The sequence below is a fragment of the Photobacterium sp. GB-56 genome, from assembly GCF_003026105.1.
In the GTDB taxonomy this organism is placed as follows: domain Bacteria; phylum Pseudomonadota; class Gammaproteobacteria; order Enterobacterales; family Vibrionaceae; genus Photobacterium.
On the sequence record NZ_PYNW01000006.1, the window covers coordinates 23,811 to 49,814 of the forward strand.

At 41.9% G+C, this 26,004-nt stretch carries 25 protein-coding genes; 5 read left to right on the top strand and 20 right to left on the bottom strand.

All coding sequences use genetic code 11. The features are described 5' to 3' along the window. Window positions 1-19 precede the first annotated feature (19 nt). Together relA and rlmD are read right to left on the bottom strand one after the other, a co-directional pair. Window positions 20-2,254, bottom strand: a complete 2,235-nt coding sequence (relA, locus tag C9J42_RS10160) for a GTP diphosphokinase (RefSeq protein WP_107301981.1) — start codon at window positions 2,252-2,254, stop codon at window positions 20-22. A 68-nt stretch (window positions 2,255-2,322) separates the two neighbouring features. Next, window positions 2,323-3,645, bottom strand: coding sequence for a 23S rRNA (uracil(1939)-C(5))-methyltransferase RlmD (gene rlmD, locus C9J42_RS10165; protein ID WP_107287292.1), 1,323 nt, complete (start codon window positions 3,643-3,645; stop codon window positions 2,323-2,325). A 120-nt stretch (window positions 3,646-3,765) separates the two neighbouring features. Here rlmD and barA point away from each other — a divergent pair, with 120 nt between their 5' ends. Next, on the top strand, window positions 3,766-6,555 hold the full coding sequence (gene barA, locus C9J42_RS10170) for a two-component sensor histidine kinase BarA (RefSeq protein ID WP_107246385.1): 2,790 nt from the start codon (window positions 3,766-3,768) through the stop codon (window positions 6,553-6,555). A gap of 98 nt (window positions 6,556-6,653) precedes the next feature. Here barA and acpS read toward each other — a convergent pair whose 3' ends face one another. From acpS to rpoE, 11 genes are all read right to left on the bottom strand, one after another. Continuing rightward, window positions 6,654-7,034 (bottom strand): holo-ACP synthase, encoded by a 381-nt coding sequence (gene acpS, locus C9J42_RS10175; protein WP_105060928.1) that lies wholly within the window; start codon window positions 7,032-7,034, stop codon window positions 6,654-6,656. Next, the gene (gene pdxJ, locus C9J42_RS10180; protein ID WP_107301982.1) at window positions 7,034-7,765 is read right to left on the bottom strand and encodes a pyridoxine 5'-phosphate synthase; all 732 of its coding nucleotides are present in this window, start codon (window positions 7,763-7,765) and stop codon (window positions 7,034-7,036) included. The genes acpS and pdxJ overlap by 1 nt, the downstream gene beginning before the upstream one ends. Next, window positions 7,762-8,472: a DNA repair protein RecO gene (gene recO, locus C9J42_RS10185; protein WP_005371446.1), complete on the bottom strand. Its 711-nt coding sequence runs from the start codon at window positions 8,470-8,472 to the stop codon at window positions 7,762-7,764. Before recO ends, pdxJ begins: the two co-directional genes overlap by 4 nt. A gap of 8 nt (window positions 8,473-8,480) precedes the next feature. After that, on the bottom strand, window positions 8,481-9,386 hold the full coding sequence (era, locus tag C9J42_RS10190; RefSeq protein ID WP_005371444.1) for a GTPase Era: 906 nt from the start codon (window positions 9,384-9,386) through the stop codon (window positions 8,481-8,483). Continuing rightward, complete coding sequence (gene rnc, locus C9J42_RS10195) at window positions 9,383-10,057, bottom strand: ribonuclease III (protein ID WP_107206626.1); 675 nt, start codon at window positions 10,055-10,057, stop codon at window positions 9,383-9,385. Before rnc ends, era begins: the two co-directional genes overlap by 4 nt. A 10-nt stretch (window positions 10,058-10,067) precedes the next feature. Next, the gene (gene lepB, locus C9J42_RS10200) at window positions 10,068-10,967 is read right to left on the bottom strand and encodes a signal peptidase I (protein ID WP_045150084.1); all 900 of its coding nucleotides are present in this window, start codon (window positions 10,965-10,967) and stop codon (window positions 10,068-10,070) included. A gap of 141 nt (window positions 10,968-11,108) precedes the next feature. Beyond that, window positions 11,109-12,905, bottom strand: a complete 1,797-nt coding sequence (gene lepA, locus C9J42_RS10205; RefSeq protein ID WP_107206625.1) for a translation elongation factor 4 — start codon at window positions 12,903-12,905, stop codon at window positions 11,109-11,111. Window positions 12,906-12,981: 76 nt separating this feature from the next. Next, window positions 12,982-13,479 (bottom strand): SoxR reducing system RseC family protein, encoded by a 498-nt coding sequence (locus C9J42_RS10210; protein WP_107246383.1) that lies wholly within the window; start codon window positions 13,477-13,479, stop codon window positions 12,982-12,984. Window positions 13,480-13,481: 2 nt separating this feature from the next. Further along, window positions 13,482-14,474 carry a sigma-E factor regulatory protein RseB gene (gene rseB / locus C9J42_RS10215; protein WP_107206623.1) on the bottom strand — a complete coding sequence of 331 codons (993 nt, stop codon included), beginning with the start codon at window positions 14,472-14,474 and terminating at the stop codon, window positions 13,482-13,484. Further along, window positions 14,474-15,130 carry an RseA family anti-sigma factor gene (locus tag C9J42_RS10220; protein WP_199187045.1) on the bottom strand — a complete coding sequence of 219 codons (657 nt, stop codon included), beginning with the start codon at window positions 15,128-15,130 and terminating at the stop codon, window positions 14,474-14,476. The genes rseB and C9J42_RS10220 overlap by 1 nt, the downstream gene beginning before the upstream one ends. 23 nt (window positions 15,131-15,153) lie before the next feature. After that, complete coding sequence (gene rpoE, locus C9J42_RS10225) at window positions 15,154-15,732, bottom strand: RNA polymerase sigma factor RpoE (RefSeq protein ID WP_107206621.1); 579 nt, start codon at window positions 15,730-15,732, stop codon at window positions 15,154-15,156. A 568-nt stretch (window positions 15,733-16,300) separates the two neighbouring features. Between rpoE and nadB the strand changes: the two genes are divergently transcribed. Next, window positions 16,301-17,917, top strand: a complete 1,617-nt coding sequence (gene nadB, locus C9J42_RS10230) for an L-aspartate oxidase (protein ID WP_107206620.1) — start codon at window positions 16,301-16,303, stop codon at window positions 17,915-17,917. A 63-nt stretch (window positions 17,918-17,980) separates the two neighbouring features. On the opposite strand, the gene C9J42_RS10235 is transcribed toward nadB, so the two are convergent. The 3 genes from C9J42_RS10235 to C9J42_RS10245 all read right to left on the bottom strand — a co-directional run bounded on the left by C9J42_RS10235 (window position 17,981) and on the right by C9J42_RS10245 (window position 20,607). Continuing rightward, entirely contained in the window at window positions 17,981-19,810 is a 1,830-nt protein-coding gene (locus tag C9J42_RS10235; RefSeq protein ID WP_107246382.1) for a methyl-accepting chemotaxis protein, read from the bottom strand. A 151-nt stretch (window positions 19,811-19,961) separates the two neighbouring features. Then, window positions 19,962-20,378: a protein YgfX gene (locus C9J42_RS10240; RefSeq protein ID WP_369917494.1), complete on the bottom strand. Its 417-nt coding sequence runs from the start codon at window positions 20,376-20,378 to the stop codon at window positions 19,962-19,964. Next, entirely contained in the window at window positions 20,347-20,607 is a 261-nt protein-coding gene (locus C9J42_RS10245; RefSeq protein WP_005371425.1) for a succinate dehydrogenase assembly factor 2, read from the bottom strand. Before C9J42_RS10245 ends, C9J42_RS10240 begins: the two co-directional genes overlap by 32 nt. A 256-nt stretch (window positions 20,608-20,863) precedes the next feature. Between C9J42_RS10245 and ygfZ the strand changes: the two genes are divergently transcribed. Beyond that, window positions 20,864-21,847 carry a tRNA-modifying protein YgfZ gene (gene ygfZ, locus C9J42_RS10250; RefSeq protein WP_107287291.1) on the top strand — a complete coding sequence of 328 codons (984 nt, stop codon included), beginning with the start codon at window positions 20,864-20,866 and terminating at the stop codon, window positions 21,845-21,847. Further along, window positions 21,837-22,316, top strand: a complete 480-nt coding sequence (locus C9J42_RS10255; protein WP_173425483.1) for an aminoacyl-tRNA deacylase — start codon at window positions 21,837-21,839, stop codon at window positions 22,314-22,316. Before ygfZ ends, C9J42_RS10255 begins: the two co-directional genes overlap by 11 nt. 52 nt (window positions 22,317-22,368) lie before the next feature. On the opposite strand, the gene C9J42_RS10260 is transcribed toward C9J42_RS10255, so the two are convergent. Continuing rightward, window positions 22,369-23,499, bottom strand: coding sequence for a patatin-like phospholipase family protein (locus C9J42_RS10260; RefSeq protein WP_107301983.1), 1,131 nt, complete (start codon window positions 23,497-23,499; stop codon window positions 22,369-22,371). A 230-nt stretch (window positions 23,500-23,729) separates the two neighbouring features. On the opposite strand from C9J42_RS10260, the gene C9J42_RS10265 reads away from it, so the two are divergent. Further along, window positions 23,730-24,686 (top strand): LysR family transcriptional regulator, encoded by a 957-nt coding sequence (locus C9J42_RS10265; protein WP_107287290.1) that lies wholly within the window; start codon window positions 23,730-23,732, stop codon window positions 24,684-24,686. A gap of 44 nt (window positions 24,687-24,730) precedes the next feature. On the opposite strand, the gene nqrM is transcribed toward C9J42_RS10265, so the two are convergent. The 3 genes from nqrM to C9J42_RS10280 form a co-directional block, all read right to left on the bottom strand. After that, entirely contained in the window at window positions 24,731-24,931 is a 201-nt protein-coding gene (gene nqrM / locus C9J42_RS10270) for a (Na+)-NQR maturation NqrM (RefSeq protein ID WP_005371409.1), read from the bottom strand. After that, entirely contained in the window at window positions 24,928-25,398 is a 471-nt protein-coding gene (locus C9J42_RS10275; RefSeq protein WP_107301984.1) for a NifB/NifX family molybdenum-iron cluster-binding protein, read from the bottom strand. Before C9J42_RS10275 ends, nqrM begins: the two co-directional genes overlap by 4 nt. 75 nt (window positions 25,399-25,473) lie before the next feature. After that, window positions 25,474-25,764, bottom strand: a complete 291-nt coding sequence (locus C9J42_RS10280; protein ID WP_105060942.1) for a DUF134 domain-containing protein — start codon at window positions 25,762-25,764, stop codon at window positions 25,474-25,476. Window positions 25,765-26,004: the final 240 nt, after the last annotated feature.

Sequence of the window (26,004 nt, forward strand, 5' to 3'; positions counted from 1 at the left end):
TTATATTTTAATCAGTTAATTAACCGTATAAACGTTTAGCCTCGGCAACATCTTTAACTTGTTCGATGCGTTTAAGTACACGTCCCAACACTTCTAAATCAGTTAATTCAAGTTCAAAGTCCATGATAGACATTTGCTTTTTATAATCAACTCGGCTTTTCATTCCCGCTACTTTCACTTTTTCATTCATTAAAGTATTGGTTAATTCTTTCAATAAGCCATTACGCTCAGAAGCCGTCACACGCACGGTAATGGTATAGTTACCGACAAAACCACCGCCCCAAACCGTATCAATAATACGCTCTGGCGCATGATGACGAAGCTCTTCAAGCTGCTCACAATCCATACGGTGAACAGAAATACCACGACCTTGTGTAACAAAACCTTGAATATCATCGCCAGGAATAGGCTGACAACAACGCGCAAGGTGAGTCATCAGGTTATCAACACCTTCAACAACAACAGCATCACGTTGCGGTTTTTTGTGGCTTGTGGCTTGTTTATTACTTGCCTCAGATAGCTTTTCTAAAAGCTGCTGATCTTCTTCTTCAGCTGTTGGTTTATTCACTAGCGCATTAATATGGTTGATCACCTGATTAATACGTAAATCACCACTGCCAATCCCCGCATATAGCTCTTCAGGCGATTTCACATTAAAACGTTTTGCCGCATAATATTGCGCATCTTTTAATGTTGCATGAATTTTTACCAGCTCAGCTTCTAAGATCTCTTTACCCGCAATAATATTCTTATCACGATCTTGCTTACGGAACCACGCATGCACTTTGGCACGAGCACGGCTAGATGTCACAAACCCTAAGTTAGGGTTTAACCAATCTCGTGACGGATTCGGCTCTTTTTGCGTGATGATCTCAACTTGATCACCCATTTGAAGATGATAAGTGAAAGGAACAATACGCCCTTCTACTTTGGCACCAATACAACGGTGACCCACTTCAGAGTGAATATGATAAGCAAAATCAAGCGGTGTTGCATTCGATGGCAAGTCAACCACATCCCCTTTAGGAGTGAAAGCATAAACGCGATCATCAAATACCTGACTACGAAGCTCATCGAGCATTTCGCCAGAATCTGACATTTCTTCTTGCCATGCTAATAATTTACGCAGCCAATTGATTTTCTCATCATAAGCCGACTGTGCACCGCCTGATGCTGTACCTTCTTTGTACTTCCAGTGTGCCGCAACCCCTAATTCAGACTCTTCATGCATTTGCTTAGTACGGATCTGAATTTCAATGGTTTTACCTTCAGGGCCTAACACCACAGTATGGATAGACTGGTAACCATTCGGTTTTGGGTTAGCAACATAGTCATCAAACTCTTTCGGTAAGTGACGGTATTTGGTGTGCACCACACCTAATGCGGCGTAACAGTCTTGTAGCTCTTCAGCAACAATACGTACCGCTCGAACATCAAAAAGCTCATCAAATTCTAAGCTTTTCTTCTGCATTTTACGCCAAATGCTGTAAATATGCTTAGGACGACCTTGTACTTCTGCTTTAATATTTGATGCTTTCATCGCGTCAGATAAATCATCAACAAAATGAGTAATGTAATCTTCACGATCAATACGACGCTCAGATAACTGCTTAGCAATTTGCTTGTAGGTATCTGGATGCTGATAACGGAACGCGTAATCTTCAATTTCCCATTTAAGCTGACCAATACCAAGACGGTTTGCTAATGGTGCATAAATGTTGGCACATTCTTGCGCTGCAGCTCGGCGTACTTCATCTGGCTGATCTTTCACTTCACGTAAATTACAGATACGTTCAGCCAATTTAATAACCACGCAACGGAAATCATCCACCATAGAAAGTAGCATGCGACGAATATTATCCACCTGCGCGGCTTGCGCAGTTTCTTCCGCCGTTGATTTTAACTGGCTGATTGCACACATTTGTTCAACACCTTGAACTAAATGTAAAATTGTCCCGCTATATTCTTCTTTTAACGCTTCATTGCTGTAACAACCGCCTTCCACTAATGGGTATAACAAGGCCGCAATTAACGTATCGGCATCCATACTCAAGGTGACAAGGATTTCAACTAACTCACGACCACGCCACAACAGTAACGGACCGTTTTCTTGTTCAGCGGCAAGTTCAATACAGCGCTGATATGTTCCTTCTATCCGACTCGATACTTTTGCATCTTGACGTAAACTCTCGACCCACGAGACAAGCTCAAATGTGGTATTTTCCTTTAAATGCGCACCGCGAACTGCGACCATGTTTCTATCCTGTTTTCTCTGAATACCGATGATTGTCTTACATCACATTACTATTTTTTTTATGGTGATTAGCTTTTAACAAACAACGCCATTGATTCTAAATGCCCTGTATGAGGGAACATATCCATCATACCAAGACGTGCCAACTTATACCCTTGCTGCAACAACATTTGACTATCACGAGCCAATGTTGCTGGATTACATGATACATAAACCACTTTGCTTGGCGCTAAATTTACAATATGTTGCATCACACCAGCCGCCCCAGCTCGTGCCGGGTCTAATAAAATCTTATCAAATTGCTCTTGCGCCCACACTAGTTTCGTTACATCTTCATCCAAGTTTGCTTGATAAAAAGTTGCGTTATCTAGACCATTTGCTGCCGCATTAGCAGTCGCTCGCGCGACCATATCATCAACACCTTCCACGCCGACTACCGCTTTCGCTCGTCTTGCTAGCGGAAGGCTGAAATTGCCTAGCCCACAGAATAAATCGAGTACCCTATCCTGCGGCTGAATATCAAGCCAATTTATCGCTTGCTCAACCATTTTTACGTTTACGTCTCGATTAACCTGAATAAAATCTTTTGGTGAGAACGTCAGTCTTACATCGTCAATATCGTAGTACGGCTCCTCACCTAACACATGGTCAAGCTCATCTGACGACGGCGCTAAAAATAGCATCAATGCATGTTCAGTAGCGAAAGCTTTAATCGCTGCGAGATCGTTGTCATTGAATGGCTGCAAATGACGAATTAACAATACGCGACCATTATCTGCATTAACCAATTCTATATGGCCAACATGTTTACGTCCTTTAAGGTTGCTTAACAGTTCACGTAATGGCGGTAACAAATCATTAAGTGTGGTCGCCAAAACAGGACAAGCATTCACATCAACGATGTCTTTACTCTGTTTTTTACGAAAGCCAAATACCATTTTGCCATTAGGTAGCATACGGACACTAAAACGTGCACAGCGACGATAATGTTCACTTTGCCCAACAATAGGCTCAACTTGTGAGGCATCATCTTTTTCTGTGATCGCAAATTTCGCCATCAATTCACTTAGCGCCTGTTGTTTGGCGATAACTTGACCTTGGTGGGATAAATGTTGCAAGTTACAACCGCCACACTGGTCATAGATTGGACAATGAGGTTTAATACGCGCAGCACTGTCTTTTAAACGTTTGATCACGCGAGCTCGGGCATAATTTTTTTTGTCTTCCGTCAATTGCACAACAACGGTTTCATCGGGTAATGCACCATCAATGAAAACAGGTTTGTTGTTCAAATGGCCGATGCCAGCGCCGATATGATCTAAACGGCTGATAGTTATTTCTTTATGCTTCGTATCAGTTTTACGTTTTTGAGGCTTAAAAAAGCGTGCCATAAAATTTTGCTCACTGTTCAGGCATTGAGTATTTGTCGAACAGCACTGATTTATTTAATCTAGTGCTACTGATGGGAGCCAATTCTCCCACAGATTTATCTGCTTGTAATTAAGAGAACCATGACCAGATATGGACTTCGTGCCAGAGTATTTACTCTGACATTAGCACCTACACTTATTATTGGCTTATTATTAAGCGCTTTTTTCACCATGAGCCGTTATCAGGATCTAGAACATCAGCTGATTTCTACAGGTGCAAGTATCATCGAGCCGTTAGCTATTTCAGCGGAATACGGCATGACAGAAAAAAACCGAGAAGCAATTCGTCGGTTGATTGGTTATACCCATAGAAAACATTCCGACATCATCCGCAGCATCGCGGTGTTTGATAACCATAACCATATTTTTGCCACATCTAACTTTCACCGTAATTTTGATTCCTTCATGTACCCAAAGGGCAAACCTATTCCTCGGCTACTGGATACCCAGTTAACCGATAACACCTTAATATTACGCGCGCCCATTCTTACCGAAGGTCAATTTGGAACGAATGTTGGTAGCGATGTTCGTGGTAAAGCCCTCGGCTATATCGCTATCGAGCTGGATCTCAGCACGCTACGTCTACAACAATACCAAGAAGTATTTACCGCCTTAATGGTGTTATTACTGGGCTTAACCCTGTCATCATTGTTTGCGTATCGCTTGATGCAAGACGTGACACAACCCATTTCTCATATGATCAGTGTGGTAGATAGGATCCGTCGCGGCCACCTTGATATTCGAATTGAAGGCCGATTGTTGGGCGAATTAGATACCCTGAAAAACGGTATTAATGCTATGGCAATTTCGTTGTCGGAATACCACATTGAAATGCAACAAAGTATCGATCAAGCAACATCCGATCTACGTGAAACCTTAGAACAGCTAGAAATTCAAAACGTTGAATTAGATATTGCGAAAAAGCGTGCGCAGGAAGCGGCACGGGTGAAATCAGAGTTTTTAGCCAATATGTCTCATGAGCTCCGCACTCCGCTAAATGGGGTCATTGGCTTTACCCGACAAATGCTCAAAACCAAACTGAATACTAGCCAGAAAGATTACCTATTAACGATTGAGAATTCAGCCAACAACCTGCTGACCATCATCAATGACATTCTCGATTTCTCGAAGCTCGAAGCGGGTAAACTGTTACTGGAAAACATTCCTTTCGACTTTACAGATTCACTCGATGAAGTCATGCGCTTACTTGCACCAAGTGCCCACGAAAAAGGCCTAGAGCTGACACTGAAGATTGACGATCGTATTCCAGCAGGCTTAATTGGTGACCCATTACGTATTCAGCAAGTGGTCACTAACTTAATTGGTAATGCCGTTAAGTTTACCGAGCATGGCAATATTGATGTCTCTGTCGAGTTAAAATCCGAAGTCGATAATAATATCGCCCTGCAATTTATGGTCCGCGATACTGGTATTGGTATTTCAGAGCGTCAGCAAGCGCAATTATTCCAAGCATTTAGCCAAGCCGACGCCAGTATTTCTCGCCGTTATGGCGGTACAGGATTAGGTCTAGTGATCACCCAGAAACTGGTAAGTCAAATGGGCGGTGAAGTGAGCTTAACTAGTCGCTTACACCAAGGCTCGACCTTCTGGTTCACCATCAAAATGAACAAAACAGATCTACCTGTATCACAGCCTATTGATACCACTTCACTTGAAGGTAAGTCATTACTTCTGGTTGAGGCCAACATGCAAGCAGCATCAGTGATACAGCAACGTCTAATGTTAGCAGGCGTACATGTTACTTACCGCGCTTCTATGCCTGATGATATTGATCACCATGACTTCGCTCTATTGTGTTTATCGCCGGGTGAGCAGCCACCACTGCCAGTCATACTCAATGATGTATTTAAAGCAGAGCAAACCGCTGAAAAGGTCTTGGTTTGCTTACCGACAACAGAACTTGCGTTATCAGAAAAACTGACCCAAACAGGTGTGTCGGCCTGTCTAGGTAAACCGCTGGCGCAACGTAAACTGTTTGAAGCACTCTGCGATAATGATGATGAGCAGCAAAGTGAATTAGAAGTACCTTTATTACCCACCACTACCGAAACACTACAACCACTAACGGTGATGGCGGTTGATGATAACCCAGCGAACTTAAAACTGATCTCTGCACTACTTGGTGAACGAGTGGAAACCGTTATTACCGCAACCGGTGGTAAAAAAGCGGTTGAATATGCTCAAAGTAAAGCCTTTGATTTGATCTTTATGGATATTCAAATGCCGGAAATGGATGGCGTGACAGCCTGTCAGAAAATCCATGAAACAGCACTTAATAAAAATACCCCAGTGATTGCTGTTACCGCTCATGCTATGGCAGGTGAGCGCGAGCGCTTAATCAATGCAGGTATGGATGATTACCTCACCAAACCGATTGAAGAGCAGATTCTGCAGCAAATTTTAGCAAAATGGATTGCCCCAACCACACCGCAAGCAACGCCACCATCTGTAAACAGAATGCCAGTGACGCTTGAAGGACAAGTTAATGATGTCGCTCCAGTAATAAACAATAACCACGTTAGTTTTGATTGGGATTTAGCGTTAAAACAAGCGGCAGGAAAAGAAGATTTAGCCTATGACATGCTGCAAATGCTGCTTGATTTCATGCCTGAGGTAGAAATGCTGGTAAATGAAGCACTGGATGGGAAAGATGTTGAACTCTGGCCACCGATTCATAAATTACACGGTAGCTGCGCTTACAGCGGTGTTCCACGCCTGAAGAATTTATGTTTGGAAATTGAAACCGCACTTAAGGCTAATGCAACCCTGTCCAATATTGAACCAGAGCTATTAGAGCTGGTTGATGAAATGGATAACATTGTCAAAGCGTCTAAAGACTATCGAAACTAACCCGTTTTTGTTTTAAAACAGATAAGCTAACGATCAAAAAAGCGGTAGATATATTATCTACCGCTTTTTATTTATTAACGTGAAAAACGAATCACGATTCAACGTTCTAAAATGACCGTTGCAACAGCATAATGACGCTCATCAGCAATGGTAAGGTGAACATGATTCACGCCCATTGCTTGCGCTAGTTCATTTGCTTTACCTGATAAGCTCAGTAATGGCTTACCACGCTCATCATTTTTAACCGTAAAATCATGGAAAGAGACGCCACACGCAATACCGGTACCGAGTGCTTTTGATGCTGCTTCTTTTACCGCAAAACGTTTTGCTAAAAAGCGCCCTTTTAGCTTCAATTGCTGAAACTGTTCAAGCTCAGAGCTAGACAGTATTTTCTGGGCGAACGCATCACCTGAGCGAGCAAAGACTTTTTCGACTCGCTCAATTTCAGCAATATCAGTCCCTAAACCAACAATCGCCATTAACCACGCGCTTCCTGCATTAGCAAACGCATATCAGCCACTGACTTTTCTAACCCATCAAACATTGCTCGTCCCATAATAGAATGACCAATGTTAAGTTCATACAGCTCTGGCAATGCCGCTATCGGCTTAACATTGTGATAAGTTAAACCATGTCCTGCATTTACTTTAATACCTAAATTGTGAGCGTAGCTTGCACCTGCAGCAATCTTCTTCAGCTCATCCGATTGTGCCTCTTCGGTTGTCGCTTCTGCGTATTGCCCAGTATGAAGCTCAATAAACGGTGCGCCACATGCATGAGCTGCATCAATTTGCGCGCGATCAGCATCAATGAAAAGTGACACTTTGATCCCAGCAGCTGTAAGTTTTTCTGTTGCCGCTTTTACTTTTTCAAGTTGACCTGCGACATCTAGACCACCTTCTGTGGTTAACTCTTCACGCTTTTCTGGTACTAAGCAAACATATTCAGGCTTAACATCTAACGCAATTGCCACCATTTCATCAGTGACGGCCATTTCTAAATTCATGCGAGTTTGGATCGTCTCACGTAAAATACTCACATCACGATCATTAATGTGACGACGATCTTCACGCAAATGAATAGTGATGCCATCAGCGCCTGCTCGCTCGGCTACTTCTGCAGCATGAACAGGATCTGGGTAACGTGTACCACGTGCATTACGTAATGTCGCAATATGATCGATGTTCACGCCAAGTAATATATTGTTCATGTTCCGATTCTCCTTCCTCGCGGGATAAACAATTCCCGGCTTTTTAATGGCTTAGAACCAAGATACGGTTTTAATGCCATCCTTGTAAATCGTTTTGCTGCCCGCAACTGCTCTGGGGTTTCAAATCGCCTCGCAGCAATGGCTTTTAATTCATTACCACGAAAGGTTAATAAACCAATTTTCATTGAAGCAATAAACCCCTGCTGCTCGCGATAGTTATAGGTCATATCATCTTCAACACTTAATCCACTACCAGCGCAATGCAGAAAATCAATCCCGTAGCCTAGATGATGTAGCAGAGAAAGCTCGAAGCGGCGCAAAGCAGGCTCTGGGTTATCCGCTTGTGCTAGCTCTCTAAGCACATTCAAATAATCCAGAAACAACTGTGGGTAAGGGGTATGGTTGCCCAATACACGTACCAGTATTTCATTCACATACATTGCTGAATATAAAATATAGCTGCGTAAGGGTAAACCTATACTGATAGGTTCGGCATGAGTAAGAACAGGCATCGCACCTTTACCACTCCACTTCATAAATAAGGGAGTAAAAGGTTGGAGTGTGCCTTTTAGATTAGAACGTTTACGGCGAGCGCCTTTAGAAAGAAGAGTAAGACGGCCATGATCCTCGCTAAATACATCAAGGATCAGGCTCGTCTCACTATAGGGACGAGAATGAAGGACAAAACAACGCTGTAGCCCTTCCATTACTACCCTTATAAGTCGTCGATGTAACCAAGGCTACGCAGTGCACGTTCGTCATCTGCCCAACCTGATTTCACTTTAACCCAAAGTTCAAGGTAAACTTTACGTTCAAACAAGTCTTCCATGTCTAAACGCGCTTCGCGCCCTATCACTTTGATTTTATCGCCACCTTTACCAATCACCATTTTCTTCTGGCCTTTACGTTCAACCAGAATCAAACCATTGATATCGAAACCATCGGTTTCAGGGTTGTAATCGAATCGCTCGATTTCAACCGTCACAGCGTATGGCAATTCATCACCCGTAAAACGCATCAGCTTTTCACGGATAATTTCAGAGGCCATAAAGCGTTGAGAACGATCAGTTACGTATTCTTCAGGGAAGTAGTACTCACACTCAGGTAAGTGCTGACGTACGATTTTCTCTACCGCATCAATGTTTGTACCATGCTTTGCTGATACCGGAATCACATCAACAAACTCCATCTTACTTGCAAGCTCTTGCAAGTGAGGGAATAGCTCATGCTTATCTTTTACGTTATCAACTTTATTCACTAACAATACCGTTGGTAACTGGCTCTTTGCCAGCTTGTTTAATACCATCTCATCGTCAGCCGTCCACATAGTGCCATCAACTAAAAACAATACTAATTCAACATCGGTTAATGAACTGCTTGCAGCACGGTTCATTAAACGGTTAATTGTACGTTTTTCTTCAATGTGCAATCCTGGAGTATCAACATACACAGCTTGATAGCCGTCACGTGTGTCTACACCCATAATACGGTGGCGCGTGGTTTGTGGTTTACGAGAAGTAATAGATAACTTCTGCCCCACTAAACGGTTTAGCAAGGTTGATTTACCGACATTCGGTCGACCAACAATGGCGATAAAGCCACAATGTTGTTTATCTGTCATGATTCCAACTGATTTAGTGCAAGTTCTGCTGCTGCCTGCTCTGCCTTGCGCCGACTGCCGCCTTTGCCAATTACAGGTTTATCCAAACCTGTTACGTCACACTGTACTGTGAACTCTTGATTATGAGCTTCACCTTGTACCTTAGTTACAGTATATGCAGGTAGCGGTAAACGACGACCTTGTAAACACTCTTGAAGACGTGTTTTTGGATCTTTTTGATTGATACCTGGCTCAATCGTATCAAGACGAGTTTTATACCAAGCCAATACGATACTTCGTACTTGCTCAACATCGCTATCTAGATAAATCGCGCCAATGATTGCTTCAACACAGTCAGCAAGAATCGAATCGCGACGGAAGCCACCACTCTTTAACTCGCCAGGTCCCAGTAACAAATGGTCGCCAAGCTCGAATTCCCGACCTAGCTCTGCCAATGTTTTTCCACGGACTAGTGTTGCACGCATTCGGCTCATATCACCTTCATCCACTGAAGGAAAACGGTGATATAAGTCATCAGCAATAACAAAACTTAAAATAGAGTCACCTAAAAACTCTAGGCGCTCATTGTGGGTGCCATTAGCACTGCGATGTGTCAGTGCTAATGTCATCAACTCACAATTAGTAAATTGGTAGCCCAGCTTGCGCTGAAGCCTATTCGCTGGAGTTGTCATTTTCTCTCGATTATTTAATGCTACCGATACGATTAAAACGTACACCGGTAGGGATCCAAGATGGAAGTAAACTATCTGCTTGTCGATCAAACTCAAAGCTGATCCAAATAGCTACCGCCTTGCCAACAAGATTCGCTTCTGGCACAAAGCCCCAGTAACGACTGTCAGCACTATTGTCACGGTTATCACCCATAACAAAATAGTTTCCTTCTGGTACAACCCACTCACCAATACCAGGACGAGGCTCATATGCCATACGACGATCACGACGTAATGGGTTGATCAGAATATGGTGATCAACATCACCCAGTTGTTCTTTAAACTCAACTAAACGTGCCATTCCTTGCTTAAAGTCACTGTCAGTCATATCGGTTAATTTAACCGGTTTACATACTGAAGTACCTTTAGGTTGAATACACAGTTGCTTATCTTCACTGTAGCGAACAGTATCGCCAGGTAGGCCAACAACACGCTTAATATAATCAATCTTTGGCTGAGGTGGGAATTTAAACACCACTACATCACCACGCTTTGGCTCACCTGTACTGACGATTTTATCGTGGAAAACAGGGTCTCGTAGACCATAAGCAAATTTTTCAACCAGAATAAAATCACCTACGTATAAAGTTGGTAGCATTGATTCTGATGGAATTTGAAAAGGTTCATAAATAAAAGAGCGGAATACCATGATCAAAGCAATGACAGGGAACATTGAACTTGCTGATTCAACCCATGCAGGCTGTGGCGCAACACTTTCTAGCGTTTTAGCATCAACTTGACCACCGGATTGTTCAGCTGCTGCAGCTATTTTTAATTGACGCTTCGGTGCCCAAAGAAACTTATCAAGTGCCCAAATGATCCCTGTTACTAGCGTAGCTAGTACCAGAATCAAAGAAAAAGTGTTTGCCATGTTATCCCTTATGTTTAACCCGACCAACAGAAGAATGTTGATCTGCTCTGCCCCATTTAGAGCGTCAGAGTAAAAGAAAGTGCCATTTAATTAATAAATAAGCACTTTCTAATCGTTTTGAAGCTTACTAGCTAAAGATAATTATTTATCTTTACCCACATGAAGAATCGCTAAGAATGCTTCTTGAGGCAGTTCTACGTTACCGATCTGCTTCATACGCTTCTTACCTTCTTTCTGTTTCTGCAACAGTTTCTTCTTACGACTAATATCACCGCCATAACACTTAGCGATTACGTTTTTACGTAATTGCTTCACGGTAGAGCGAGCAATAATATGCGTACCAATCGCGGCTTGAATTGCAATATCAAACATCTGACGAGGGATAAACTCTTTCATTTTCTCAACAACATCACGACCACGAGATTGTGAGTTATCTTTGTGAGTAATGATAGCAAGTGCATCAACACGCTCACCATTAAGAAGAATATCAACACGTACCATGTCTGATTCTTGGTAACACTGGAAATTATAATCAAGTGACGCATAACCACGAGATGTTGATTTCAAGCGATCAAAGAAATCCAGAACCACTTCTGACATTGGAATATCATACGTTAGTGCGACTTGATTGCCGTGGTAAACCATATCAACCTGTACACCACGCTTTTCAATACATAAGGTAATAACATTACCTAAGTATTCGCTTGGCACCAAAATATTACAGCGAGCAATTGGCTCACCCATAATCTCGATATCATTCACTGCTGGCAGTTTAGCTGGGCTATCAACGTACAACATTGTGCCGTCTGTTTTCTTCACTTCATACACTACAGTCGGTGCTGTAGTGATCAGGTTTAGATCATATTCACGCTCTAGACGCTCTTGAATAATCTCCATATGAAGCATCCCCAAGAAACCACAACGGAAACCAAAACCTAACGCAGACGAGCTTTCTGGCTCATAAAACAATGACGCATCATTCAGGCTTAATTTACCTAAAGCATCACGGAAGTTTTCATAATCATCAGAAGAAACAGGGAATAGACCTGCGTATACCTGCGGTTTCACTTTCTTAAAGCCAGGCAGCGCGGTTTCACAACCACCTTTTGCCAGCGTTAAAGTATCACCTACAGGTGCGCCAAGAATATCTTTAATACCACAAACAACCCAACCAACTTCACCTGTATTTAGCTCTGTTGTATCAATTTGTTTTGGTGTGAAAATACCTAAACGGTCAACACCCCAGATTTGACCTGTGGTCATAACTTTAATCTTGTCATTTTTCTTTAGCTTACCGTTTTTAATACGAACTAAAGAAACAACACCTAAGTAGTTATCAAACCATGAGTCAATGATTAGCGCTTGTAATGGCGCATCTGGATCACCTTCAGGTGCAGGAATTGCTTCAACAATCTTTTCAAGAACATCGTCAACACCCAAGCCTGTTTTCGCTGAACAGCGAACAGCATCAATAGCATCGATACCAACAATGTCTTCAATTTCTTCAGCTACACGCTCAGGTTCAGCCGCAGGTAAGTCAATCTTATTTAAGATTGGCACTACTTCCAAATCCATCTCAATGGCAGTGTAACAGTTAGCAAGAGTCTGAGCTTCAACGCCCTGACCCGCATCAACCACCAGCAATGCGCCTTCACAAGCAGCAAGTGAACGAGAAACTTCGTATGAGAAGTCTACGTGTCCCGGTGTGTCGATAAAGTTTAATTGATAAGTTTCACCATCTTTAGCCGTGTAATCGAGCGTCACGCTCTGGGCTTTGATGGTAATACCGCGTTCGCGTTCAAGATCCATAGAATCTAAAACTTGTGAAGCCATTTCTCGATCAGAAAGGCCGCCACAAACTTGAATTAGACGGTCGGATAAGGTCGACTTACCATGGTCGATATGTGCGATAATCGAAAAGTTACGAATGTGCTTCATGAATGGCGTGACTAGCTCGTGATTAAAATGAATGGGATCTTACGATCAAGTTGTCGGATTCTACCGAATTTAAACGCTACTCGCTATCTTTCGATGCGGCATTTATCAGCTTATCTGATGAAATCGGTGCGCCGAGAACTCGAATAAGGGTTGGCTTATACGCTGAATTACCTTCTAAGCGTTTGGCATAGTGCCGTGCAATCAGTAATCCTAACGTTGTCGCAATAACAGCAGAACTGATAACACCCAGTTCGTTACTGTGGGCTAAATCAACAAATACCCATTGCCCCAATGCACTGCCTAACAGTAAAAAAAGCAATGGGAGCATATAGATCAATAAGGCAGAGCTTAACATACTTCGCTCAGATAAGCCGATTTCAACTACCTGCCCGATAGAGAGCGGCGATTGCGTCGCTATTTTTACATCATGGACACGACCAGGCATTGCTTTCGTTACAATGCCTGTTCCGCAACTATCACGTGATGCACAATGGCCACAGCTTGTTTGTTGCTGGCAACTTACCGTTACCATTCCTTTTTCAACAGCGGTCACTGTCGCTAAAGTGCGCATCATGACTAATTACCTTTTACTGCCTTATTGGGTGTCCCTTTAGTGTTATCGAAAGTGACACTTTCTGCAATCTGTCTTGCTGTTGGTGGCGGAATATCGCCGACAACCGTAATTTCTTTATTGTCTTTAACTATATTGCTCAATGTTCGGCGACCTTGACGGACAAGTTGCCCACTTAACGCATAACTATCAATATCAGACACATATACAGAGAAGCTAAATAAACCATCACTGTACATCCGACTTTCAACCGGGCGCTCTGTCATTAATAGGCGGTGGCGATCGCCTGAAATTAATTTAAAGCCATCTGGTAACCATGACACTTTCCAATCAAGGTTAGCTTTTTCTTGTACTGGTAATTTTACCACTTCTGGTAGTTTTACCGTTTTTAACTTGCTGAGCATTTCAGCCACTTTCGGATTCACCGCATAAGAAACAGCGCGAAATTGCTCTAATAAATCACCATTTCGATCTAATAAATCAGCACGCATCACTAAGTGACTTAGCTGATCAATCCATATTAAATATGAGTAACGTTCGCCGTCTTTGGGTGCAATACGGATAACATCGCAGGTAACACCCGCTTCTCGTGCGCGGCCCATTGAAATGAAATCATAGTAATGGGCTAACTCTTGAATATTAGCCTTCATAAGCGGCATGATAGGCGCCACTATTTTTGCACTTTTTACGGTGAATGGATCAAGACCGGGCTCAAAGTAACTCACCTCATTACCGCGTTGAATCACTTCTTGAGGAGGGCCACTTAAGTAGAGTAAATGACTATAGCCTTGACCATCCTCTAACGCATGTCGATAACGCAAGGTATCAATACTGTTCTTTTTTACTCGAATGTAAGATATTTCGTAACTCAGCTTTTGGCTTGCCTGCTCCATTTGAAGCAACAAAGCCTCTGCCGAAGGCTTTTCAGCTTCAGCAAAGGCTTGGAGAGGCAAAAGCAAGCTGACCAATGCTATCGCACCGACCAGAATCTTTTTCATTAATCTGCCACAGAATTATGTTGTTTAAGTAAAGAGTGATCAAGGCTGCCGTCTTGCGCATTAAAACGCAGCTGTAACTCATAATCTTGCAACATGGAGTTAATACGACGACGTTGCTCCATCAACTGCGCTTCAGTTGGTGCACGATCTGTATTGCTTGCCATATTGGTATTTAAACTTACCGGTTCCGCTTTACCTGTAAACGGAATGGTTTGTAACACAGGCACATCATTGTTAGTTGAACCTGATGAATTATCTTCATTATCATACTGCTGGACGCCAACAATAACAGCTAAAGAGACACAAGCAGCAACGGCCACTTGGCCAAATTGAGTAAGCCATGACGGTAACGTGTGCTTGGCTTTAAATGGTGTTGGTTGATCTTCAATTGCTTGCGAAATTGGCTCTGCAACAACCGCAACGGGTGTTTCAGTATGTCCAACTGAATGGGCAGGTTCATCGTCTAACGCTAATGCGACATTCGCTGCAATATTCCATTCTTTGCATTGCGGAGCATCACCGCGTAACACATCACCAATTAAGGTGTAGTCACGCCATATAAGCTCATCTTCTTTGTCAACAGTCAGCGCATTTATAATGCTCTGATCTAGCTCTTCGCCATCAAGTAATGCCGAGATCTTTTCTTTATCAGCCATTTTTTCCACCGTTGGGTGCAACATTATTGCTGCATGAGAGGACGGATACGTTTTTCAACCGCCTCACGTGCACGGAATATACGAGAGCGAACTGTACCTACTGGACATCCCATTACCTCTGCAATTTCCTCATAACTTAGACCATCCAGTTCACGTAATGAGATTGCGGTTTTGAGATCATCTGGTAGCGCTTCAATCGTGCTAAAAACAACCCGCTTCAATTCATCTGACAACATTTGGTTCTCAGGGTTCGAAATTTCTTTCAGCGCACTACCACTTTCATAGTATTCCGCATTTTCTGCATCAACATCAGATGCAGGCGGACGACGCCCCTGAGCGACTAAATAGTTTTTTGCGGTATTGACTGCAATTCGGTAGAGCCATGTATAAAAGGCACTCTCACCACGGAATGTTGGCAACGCTCGGTACGCCTTAATAAACGCCTCTTGCGCCACATCTGGTACATCACCAGAATTACTGACATAACGTGATACAAGGTTACAAACTTTGTTCTGGTATTTAATAACCAGAAGGTTGAAAGCTTGCTTATCTCCCCGCTGTACTCGCTCAATTAATACCTGATCAGTTTGCTGCTCGCTCATTCGAGCGTGTACTCCTATATCTGTCTTTACTCAATATTGCATTAGCTAAATAAAGCCACAAATACTTGCGTTAGTGCTCTATCAAAAATGCTATATCATGATTTGTTCGGCGTCGTAACGCGAAATAAGCCGAGTGTCACCTTAAACAAATCATTGAGTTATGAAATATTTATGAGCATGAGCACTACTTATGACCGGAGGATAATGGCAAAGTTCCTACGCCCATTAAATAATTTCGGCTTATTTTACTAATTATTTTATCACTGTGACTTATGCACGGTGTATATAAGTGATCACTATCTTACCTTAATTCACGATATTAACGGGCTTTTCAGCGTGAAAAAAGCAAAATTAATAACAAGTTTTAGGATTATTACGTGACATAAGTTTTTTGTTATTCACCTTTTATCGCCATTCGTTCGCGCATTGACGCTAGGTATAAAAATTGTCATGCGATATATTTGAATACTTAATCGTCTATAAAACTTATTTGTCGTACAATTTTCATGCTAATTTGACGTGAGTTTGTTAGGATACGGACAGATAACAAAAGGATATGAGATCAAGTATGAATCAGATTCATCAACATAACTGCGATGTACTGGTTATTGGCAGCGGTGCCGCTGGCCTATCATTAGCACTACACCTTTCTTCTTCTGCCAATGTTACCGTGTTATGTAAAGGACCGCTGAATGAAGGCGCAACTTATTACGCACAGGGCGGAATAGCTGCAGTATTTGATGAATCAGACAGCATCGATTCACATGTTGAAGATACCCTTATTGCTGGCGCCCACTTATGTGATAAAGACGTCGTTCGTTTTATTGCCGAGAATGCTAAAGAATGTGTTCAGTGGTTGATTGATGGCGGCGTACCGTTTGATCGTGAAGAATCTGATAGTGATGATAACCCTCGTTTTCACTTAACCCGTGAAGGCGGCCACAGCCATCGTCGTATTCTCCATGCCGCTGATGCAACAGGCATGGCAATGCAGACCTCACTTCAAGATCAAGCCCGTAATCATCCCAATATTACCATTTTAGAACGTCATAATGCGCTCGATTTAATCACTGAAAAAAAACTTAATCCAGATACCGAATCAAACCGCGTATTAGGCGCTTATGTGTGGAATCGTGATAAAGAAATGGTAGAAACACTGGGGGCTAAATTCGTTATTCTAGCCACTGGCGGTGCTTCAAAAGTCTATCAATATACCTCTAACCCAGACGTTTCTTCCGGTGATGGTATCGCCATGGCGTGGCGTGCTGGTTGTCGTGTGGCAAACCTTGAGTTCAATCAGTTTCACCCAACCTGTTTATTCCACCCTGAAGCCCAGACTTTCTTGCTAACAGAAGCACTGCGCGGAGAAGGGGCGTATTTACGTCGTCCTGATGGCTCTCGTTTTATGCCTGAATTTGATGAGCGTGCAGAGCTCGCGCCTCGTGATATTGTTGCCCGTGCCATCGACTATGAAATGAAACGTTTAGGCGCTGACTGCATGTACCTTGATATCAGTCATAAACCTGCAGACTTTGTTAAAAAACACTTCCCGATGATTGATGAAAAGCTACAAAGCTACGGCATTGATATCACGAAAGAGCCTATTCCTATTGTTCCCGCCGCTCACTATACCTGTGGTGGCGTTATGGTTGATAAAAAAGGTAAAACGGATATTGATGGCTTATATGCTATTGGTGAAGTGAGTTACACAGGCTTGCATGGTGCCAATCGTATGGCATCAAATTCACTGCTAGAGTGTGTGGTTTATGCTTGGTCAGCAGCAAAAGATATTCAAGCAAAAATGGATACCATTGTCATACCACCAGCGCTACCAATATGGGATGAAAGTAAAGTCAGTAACTCGGATGAAGAAGTCGTTATCCAACATAACTGGCACGAATTACGTTTATTTATGTGGGATTATGTCGGTATTGTCCGTTCAACCAAACGACTTGAACGTGCCATGCACCGAATAGAGTTACTGAAAAATGAAATTAGCGAGTATTACAGCCATTTCCGAGTTTCAAACAATTTAATTGAACTACGTAACCTTGTATTAGTTGCCGAGCTCATCATTCGTTGTGCTATTGAGCGAAAAGAAAGCCGCGGTCTTCACTATACTCTGGATTACCCAGAGTTAGACGAAAATGCCAAACCCACCGTATTAGTACCTGAAAATCGCTAAGTTACCAGTAGCCAGCTTCAATAAAAATCCCGACCAAATGTCGGGATTTTTTCGTTACAACCACTACACTTTATAGCCAGTAATAGCTTTGTCTAATTCTTCGGCTTGCTCTGCCACTACATTTGCTACCACGGCATTTTGATGAGCAACCTGAAAATTGTTTTCTGTAATATCTCGAATAGAAGTAATGTTCACCGTAATATCTTCAGAAGTGATACTTTGCTGCTCCACAGCAGTCGCTATTTGTGTACTCATATCCATAATTTGCTGCATTTCTGACATGATGCTCGCAATCTTATGCTCAGCACTATTAACTTGCTCTACACTGGCTTCGCCCTGCTCGCGACAATCCACAATATGCGTTACTACTTGATCTGTTTGCCGCTGTAACGAACTAATAATGGTTGTAATTTCTTCTGTCGATTGGCGTGTACGTAATGCCAGAGAACGAACTTCATCAGCAACAACCGCAAAACCTCGACCTTGCTCCCCAGCCCTTGCCGCTTCAATTGCCGCGTTTAATGCTAATAAATTCGTTTGCTCTGCAATCGACATTATTACATCTAATACTGAGCCAATTTCTTCAGATAAACTCGATAAACTTTCGACTTCCCCATTGGTATTTTCTAAATTCACGGCCAATAAACGAATACGATCCTTCGTCGCGCTCACTTCATCAATACCTTCTTGTGCAATATGCTGGCTACGCTCAGCATTCGCAGCTGCCACTTCAGTATTGTTTGATATTTCACGGATAGTTATGCCCATTTCAGTAATAGCAGTGGCAACAGAATTAGTCTCTTCTTGTTGTTGTTTCATTGCCTTTTCGGTATCACGACTTCGTTGCTGTAATGATCCTGATGCATCGCTTAGTTGCTCTACAGCGGCTTTTACATTTCCAATCAACTGACGTAAATGTGCTAATAGATAGTTAAAATTTTGAGCCATTTGACTAAATTCATCATTACCGCTTTGATCTGCTTGTAAACTTAAATCATGGCTCTTTGCAATTTGAGCCATTAACGAACTTAAACTGGTTAACCGGCGTTGAATCGACATACTAATAACCCACGATAAGCCAAGTAATAGCGCTATAATTATAATTACAACCACACTGGTTATCGCGATAATCTTTTGTTTTTGCTCATCAATCAGCTGCGTCAACCGCTCACTAACAGTCGCAAATGTCTTTTCAACCAAATGGGATTGAGTGCGAATATCTCCTCGTAATCCTTGGTTGTAACTGAGCCCAATAATCATTTTTTGTTGTAATACAGCCTCAACAGCGGCGGTAAAAACACTAAATGCATTGCCATAATCAGCCACAAACTGGGCGTTATTCTTCGCCAACTGTTGTTGATATAACGTGGCGTATTCAGGATCACCAGTAAGAACAAACAACTTAGCCGTTTGAATAAGTTCATATAATGCTGGCGCATTGATGTCTTTCTCAACCACTAACTGATTGATTTTTTCAGAAGAAGATAAAAAGGTGCGGTATTTACCCTGCGAAGTATCTAAGCCCTGCACCTCATAGGCTGAAATTAACGCCATCATTTTTTGCTGGTAATTTGTCATCGCAACAGGCAATTTATCAAGTTCAGGAACAGCGATAGACAGATCGGATAACTCTTGATTTAAGAGAGAGAGTTGTTGCTTGAATAAACTGATATTATTTTGAAACTTAGCGCGATACTTCAAGTTCTTACGCATCAAAAAGTCTTTTTCATTACGCCTTAAGTTAAGCAATGTTACTTCTAGTTGACCTATCCCTTGCACCACATGACCGATAGTTTCAACTCTGTCGTTAGCTAGTTTACTCATAGCAAGTACAGAAACTAAAGCGATAACAGAGATAACACTGAGCCCCATTAACTTATGTTTTATTTTCATTTTTAATTCCTGTTTTTATAGTTATTATTATTTTTATCAATATATATTTTTACCGCGAATTGAAATAAAAATGTAATAAAAATTTTAAATAAAGATAAAAACTCTGAATTCAGCTCACAATCTAACTAGTACAAACTGAGGCTTTCCAAAATTAACGGAACGAGAAGTAAAGATAAGTAAACATTTTTAAATGGCGATAATGACGTTCGGACAAACTATCACGCCAGACAATAACCCAACGATGAGATAGCCCCTCCACTTTAAATATGATCAACCAACGGGTTAACGGGCGAGCATAAATCACGCGACCTCGTTGCTGTTGATAATAAACTTCCCCTACAGAAGAAAGTCGCAAACGCCCTTGTAATCGATAACTGTATATCGCCGAATTAAGGTATTCGTCATACAGCTTCTCACACAAAATCAAAGTAATAGGAAGAATAAGTAAGGAACTTGAGAATAAGAGGAATATAGCCACACACAGGTAAGCTACCGTTAATGTGGCTATCTGTAATTTAGATGGGAATAAATAAAGATCAGCGTAATTTACTGTTGTTGTGAGCAACAATCATATCCACCATATTTGCATGGGCTTCATTTTCACTGCGGCCGTGTTTCATCACCCATGTAAAAAGATCAGGATCATCACACGTTAATAGATTAATAAAATCTTGCTGCTGTTGCTCTGATAGTTCATCAAAACGCTCTTCAAAGAACGGCATAATAATCACATCTAACTCTAGCATTCCACGTCGGCATGCCCATTTAACTCGTGCTTTATCTTCCGCGCTTAACATATTTAACCTCGATAACTAGAACTAAAAACCTATTTAATGCTGTAGATTTAAAACAAAGAGAAACAGCTATTTATAGTAGCAGTGACATCACTTCCCGACCATGCGCTTAAACAAGCAATCATTAAAGATGAGACATGAAAACGATAAATCCCCTCTCAATGACTCTTGTCTGATTTCCACAGCGAGACGATGGTTAATTATTTCATTTACTTGGTATACCATGTCGTAATAATGACAACATTCTGTGGACAGAGATATGAGTACTTGGTCAACAAATCTAACGTTTTCCCCCCTTGCTTTATCATCGCAAGATCCTCTTCCAGCTTTAGCATTAAGTAAGCTTGATGACTGGGGGATGGTCACGTTAATTGGTGCCGACAGTAAAGCCTATTTACAAGGTCAGTTAACCTGTGATCTTGTATCACTAGAAGCGGGTAAATCAACATTAGCAGCACATTGTGATGCAAAAGGTAAAATGCGTACTGTGATGCGTATTTTCCATATCAACAATGGCTATGGTTATCTTCAACGCCAAACTGTCATGGCAACCCAGATCCCTGAGCTAAAAAAATACGCGGTTTTCTCTAAAACCGACATTAATCAATCAACTGACGTAGTCCTAGGTCTTAGTGGAGAACAAGCTCAAAACACGATTGATAACTACTTTACAGGTAATGATGATGTCCGTCATAACGACACAGCAACCGCGGTAAAAGTAGATAACTTACGTTGGTTTGTTATCACACCACCTGAGCATGCTGAAACGGTTGCTCAACACTTTGCGGCTAACGCAACGCTAACCGATGCTGCGTTGTGGAACTTATACGATATAAAAGCAGCCCTCCCCCGTGTTGAAGCAGTAACTGAACTTGAATTTATTCCACAAGCGATGAACCTTCAGGCGGTTAATGGTATTAGCTTTAAAAAAGGGTGTTACACAGGCCAAGAAACGGTTGCTCGTGCAAAATACCGTGGTATTAACAAACGCGCAATGTACATCGTGAGCGGTGAATCCACACAATGCCCACAGGCAGGTGATGCACTTGAACGTAGCGTTGGTGAAAACTGGCGTAAAGGTGGTACGGTTATCACTGGCTACCAATTTAATGATCAACAAGCGTTAGCTTTAGTGGTATTACCAAACGATCTCGATGACGATGCACAATTTCGATTTGCATTACAACCAGATGCTATCTGGGAAAAACATCCATTACCTTACGCTTTAGATGATGACGCATAATTCTATCGATACTGCTGTTACCCGTTTTCTTGAAGAAGAAGGCGTTGATTTTCGCCTTCTTCATCACAGCAAGCCAGCAAAAACTATAGAGGAAGCGGCTCAAGAACGTGGGGTTGACCCAAAGCAACTGGTCAAATCCATTTTGCTCAAAGATATGGCAGGGTTTCATGTTTTAGCCTGTGTACCAGGCCCGAATGCTGTTGATCCTAAGAAAGTCCGTGAGCTATTTGGTTGTCGTCGTATGACCTGTGCTGATGCGTCTGATGTTGAAAAAATCACAGGTTTAGTCATTGGCACGGTTGCGCCATTAGGCTTGAAACGCCCACTACCTATTATTTTCGATCATCAAATAGAGCAACATACTAAAGTGAACATTAGTAGTGGTGATCGTATGGCTGGGCTTGAGTTAGCTACCGATGATTTAGTGATCTTATGTGATCCTATGTTTGGTGATATCAGCCGAGACTAATCCATTAAAAATAAAGCCCCAAACTAAGGGGCTTTCATTTAATTCTAACACGTTAACTGGCTTTACTTATCTCATCATCTTCTACCCATCCACCGTGGTCTTGGCGGGGATGATAATGCGTGGGTAATTTTTTACTTCTTTGCGTCCATGGCGATTCTTTAATAGCTTTCGTCATATCTTCATAGCCGGCTTCACGGCGTAAACGAATAGAACGACGTGAGAACTCTGCATCACTTAATGGAATATGGCCTTTCAGTGGATCAAACGTAATATGCACGATATCAATATGCCTGCCTATTTTTAGTGACACCACACCAGGCACTTGTTCACTATCAACAACATCTTTTGAATGTTCTAAAATATGATCAAGATTACGTTTTGCTACAAGCGCTTCAATATGCTCACAAGAGCGACTCGCGTATTGGATCTCTTTTTCACGCCATAACACTTCACTCATGGTTTGTGGTAATTCACCTTTCGCATTCCATAAATCAACCATAAAGACGAGTAAATCTTCATCTTTTTCAGCTAAATCTAAAATACCATTGATCGGTGAATTGGAAACGCACCCACCATCCCAATAATGATCATCACCAATTTTGGTGGCTGGAAAACCGGGTGGTAAAGATCCACTCGCAATAGCATGAGCGGGTTGTAATGGCTGTGTATGACTATCAAAAAATACCAACTCTCCCTTGGTGACACTTGTTGCGCCAACAGTTAAACGGGCTTTCTGTTGATTAATAAGAGAAAAATCAGACAGGTCATCGATAGTGGAAAATAACGGGCTAGTATCATAAAAGCTGGTTGCTGATTCACCAGGCAATGACAACCATGGATTAATAATACGCGGTACAAAAAAGCCAGGTTGGCCCATTGTTAATGCTTGAGATGCACTAAAAGTATTAAACATCGGTGCCATGGCTGGTAATAAATCAACATCAGTCTCAGGTCTTGATATACGATCCCAAAAGTCAGCCAATTTATTTAAACGATCTTCAGGTTCATTGCCAGCCAAGATGGCACTGTTCAACGCGCCGATAGAAATGCCAGCAAACCAGTCTGGTGTGTATCCCGCTTCTTCCAGTGCTTGATACGCGCCAATATGATAAGCACCTAATGCACCACCACCTTGTAGAACAAGGCAAACCTTTGGTTTTTTCTTAGTACGTGTTCTAGCCATCATCATCCCTATTTATCTGATAAGTCCGAGTATTACTCTACAGATTAAAAAGGCACCAGCTTGATAAAAAAACAGATAATCGATATAAAACAAGGCGAACTCACAAGCTGTTTTTTATCAATTGCAATTTGTTTCATATTTTACTCTTGCAATTAGCACTCTTTGATACTCGCTCTTTTATTGTGCCAATTTCGCTTATTAATGTTATTCCTAACTAGGTATTCCATACTATGTCTGTTTCTCCTTCACATAAAAAAGATATCAACTGGCGTGGGGTTGATCTCAACCTACTGATCTCCTTTTCCGCTCTAATGGAAACACAAAGTGTTACGAAGGCGGCAAACAAACTTGCGATTGGACAATCTGCCATGAGTCATAATTTGTCGCGTTTAAGGCAGCTCCTTGACGATCCTTTATTTGAACGTCAAGGACACAATATGATCCCAACACAAAAAGCGTTAGAGCTCTCGGTCACTGTCGAAAAAATTCTAAACTTAATCACTAGAGAGTTATTACAACCGAGTACATTTGAGCCAGAGCTGTTCACTGGAACGTTTAAAATAGGCTTAACCGACTACGCAGAGTTACTTTTCGCACCCGCCATTTTTGATGCCATTCATACTTGCTCACCACATAGCCATCTCAGCTTCTTTAATGTTGATCGGCATAACTATCAAACCGTTTTTAATGATCAACGATTAGACTTGGTGATTGGTTCAATGACAAATATGGGTAAAGATATTAGTAGCCAATATTTATATACCGAAGATCATGTTTGTTTATTCGATAGCAAAGCAACCGGACTCAATGCCCCTATCACCATAGAACAATATAGTGCGCATCCGCATGCCTTAGTGTCACCAGATGGACAACTCATTACCCAAGTTGATGAGCAACTAAAAAATCATGCCTTACAACGTCAAGTCGCGGTAGGTTCACGTAACTTTTTGACCATCCGCCATTTACTCAAAAGAAGGGATTTACTGTGTGTGGTTTCTCGCTTAATGGCACAATTAGATCTGTTTCATGATGATTTGACCCAATGCCCCACCCCTGTCGATATTGCAGATTTCGATATTCGTTTATTATGGTTACATCGTAATGGTACTCACCCTCGAAATGAGTGGCTACGTCAACGAGTTGCCAGTACGGTTATCGAACAGGTAAAACAACTCCAGAAACAATAACGGATAACAAAAAAGCAGAGTCATACATACTCTGCTTTCTACGACTACTTACCCGATTGAGGTTCTTGAATTTGGTATAACTTGTGTTCGTCACAAGGTTCATCGCAGTTACATTCTTTATCAACACCCACGTTGGCTAAACCACCACAACTGCCTTTGATGGTACGTTGTTTTAAAAACCAACCTATCGCCATAGCAAAAATAACAAGCAGAAAAATACCTAGTGTTAACAGAAATGTGGTCACAACTTAAAACCGCCAATTTTTGTTAAACCGCTAACAGGCGATAATGATGACATCCCTACTTTAGCAACAGGCGCTTTCTTTTTAGTGCCGCAACCGCAGCCACATGCGCCTTTTTCACGCTTACAATCACGACCTTGCTCTGACGATGTTAACGCTTCTTTTACTGCGCTACCTGATAACACATCAGCCAATGTTGTGCGTGGTGCAACTCGACTAACATGAAAGCCTGCATGTAATAATCGAGCCAGTGAACGCTGACCAATATTACCTAAGACAATTTCAGACACGCCATACTCAACCAGTTGACTTTGGATTATTTTTTTATGCTTACAGCCTAGTTCGCGGCTACCTGTATTTTCAATTCTAGCCACTTGCTGTCCTTGTTGATCGTAAATAACAAAAACAGCCGCTTTTCCAAAATGCCCTGCAACCTGCTCACGGGGTGTTAACGCAATCGCCATTGCCATAATTTTTCCTCACTCACTTAACCGAGCGCTCACAACGAATATGATCGCTTTTATCACTTATCAAAATAAAAGCGTTCATGGTGTTGGCATATAACCGTCAAGTTCTAACGCCAACCCTTGCACTAACGCTTGCGCCACTTTTTTTCGTCCCGATGCCACTATATTGCCTAATGTTTGACGAGAGACACCGAGTTGCTTTGCCGCTTCTACCTGTTGCAAACCTTGCATATCAACTAACCGAAGTGCTTCTAATTCATCGCTATCTAAACGTAATGACACGAGTTCTTTCATCGGTACGCCATTGGGCTTAAAGCAACTGTACGCAGGACGACATCCTATTCGACGTTCAATCTTAGGCCTAGCCATGGTTCACCTTATCCATCTAACTATGGTGAATTATTGGCGTATGCCAAAAACATTACTTTGATCTAGATACGTAACAAGCAATAAAAATTTTTCTTATCTAAACACATTGATGATTTATAAATTCACAAAATAAAATCCCAATATAACGGCTTTAAAAAATAATGAAGATGAAAGTACCATGCGCGGATATTGTAGCGAAGAGAAGATAACAGGCGTGAAGATGACGCGAACTACATTAAA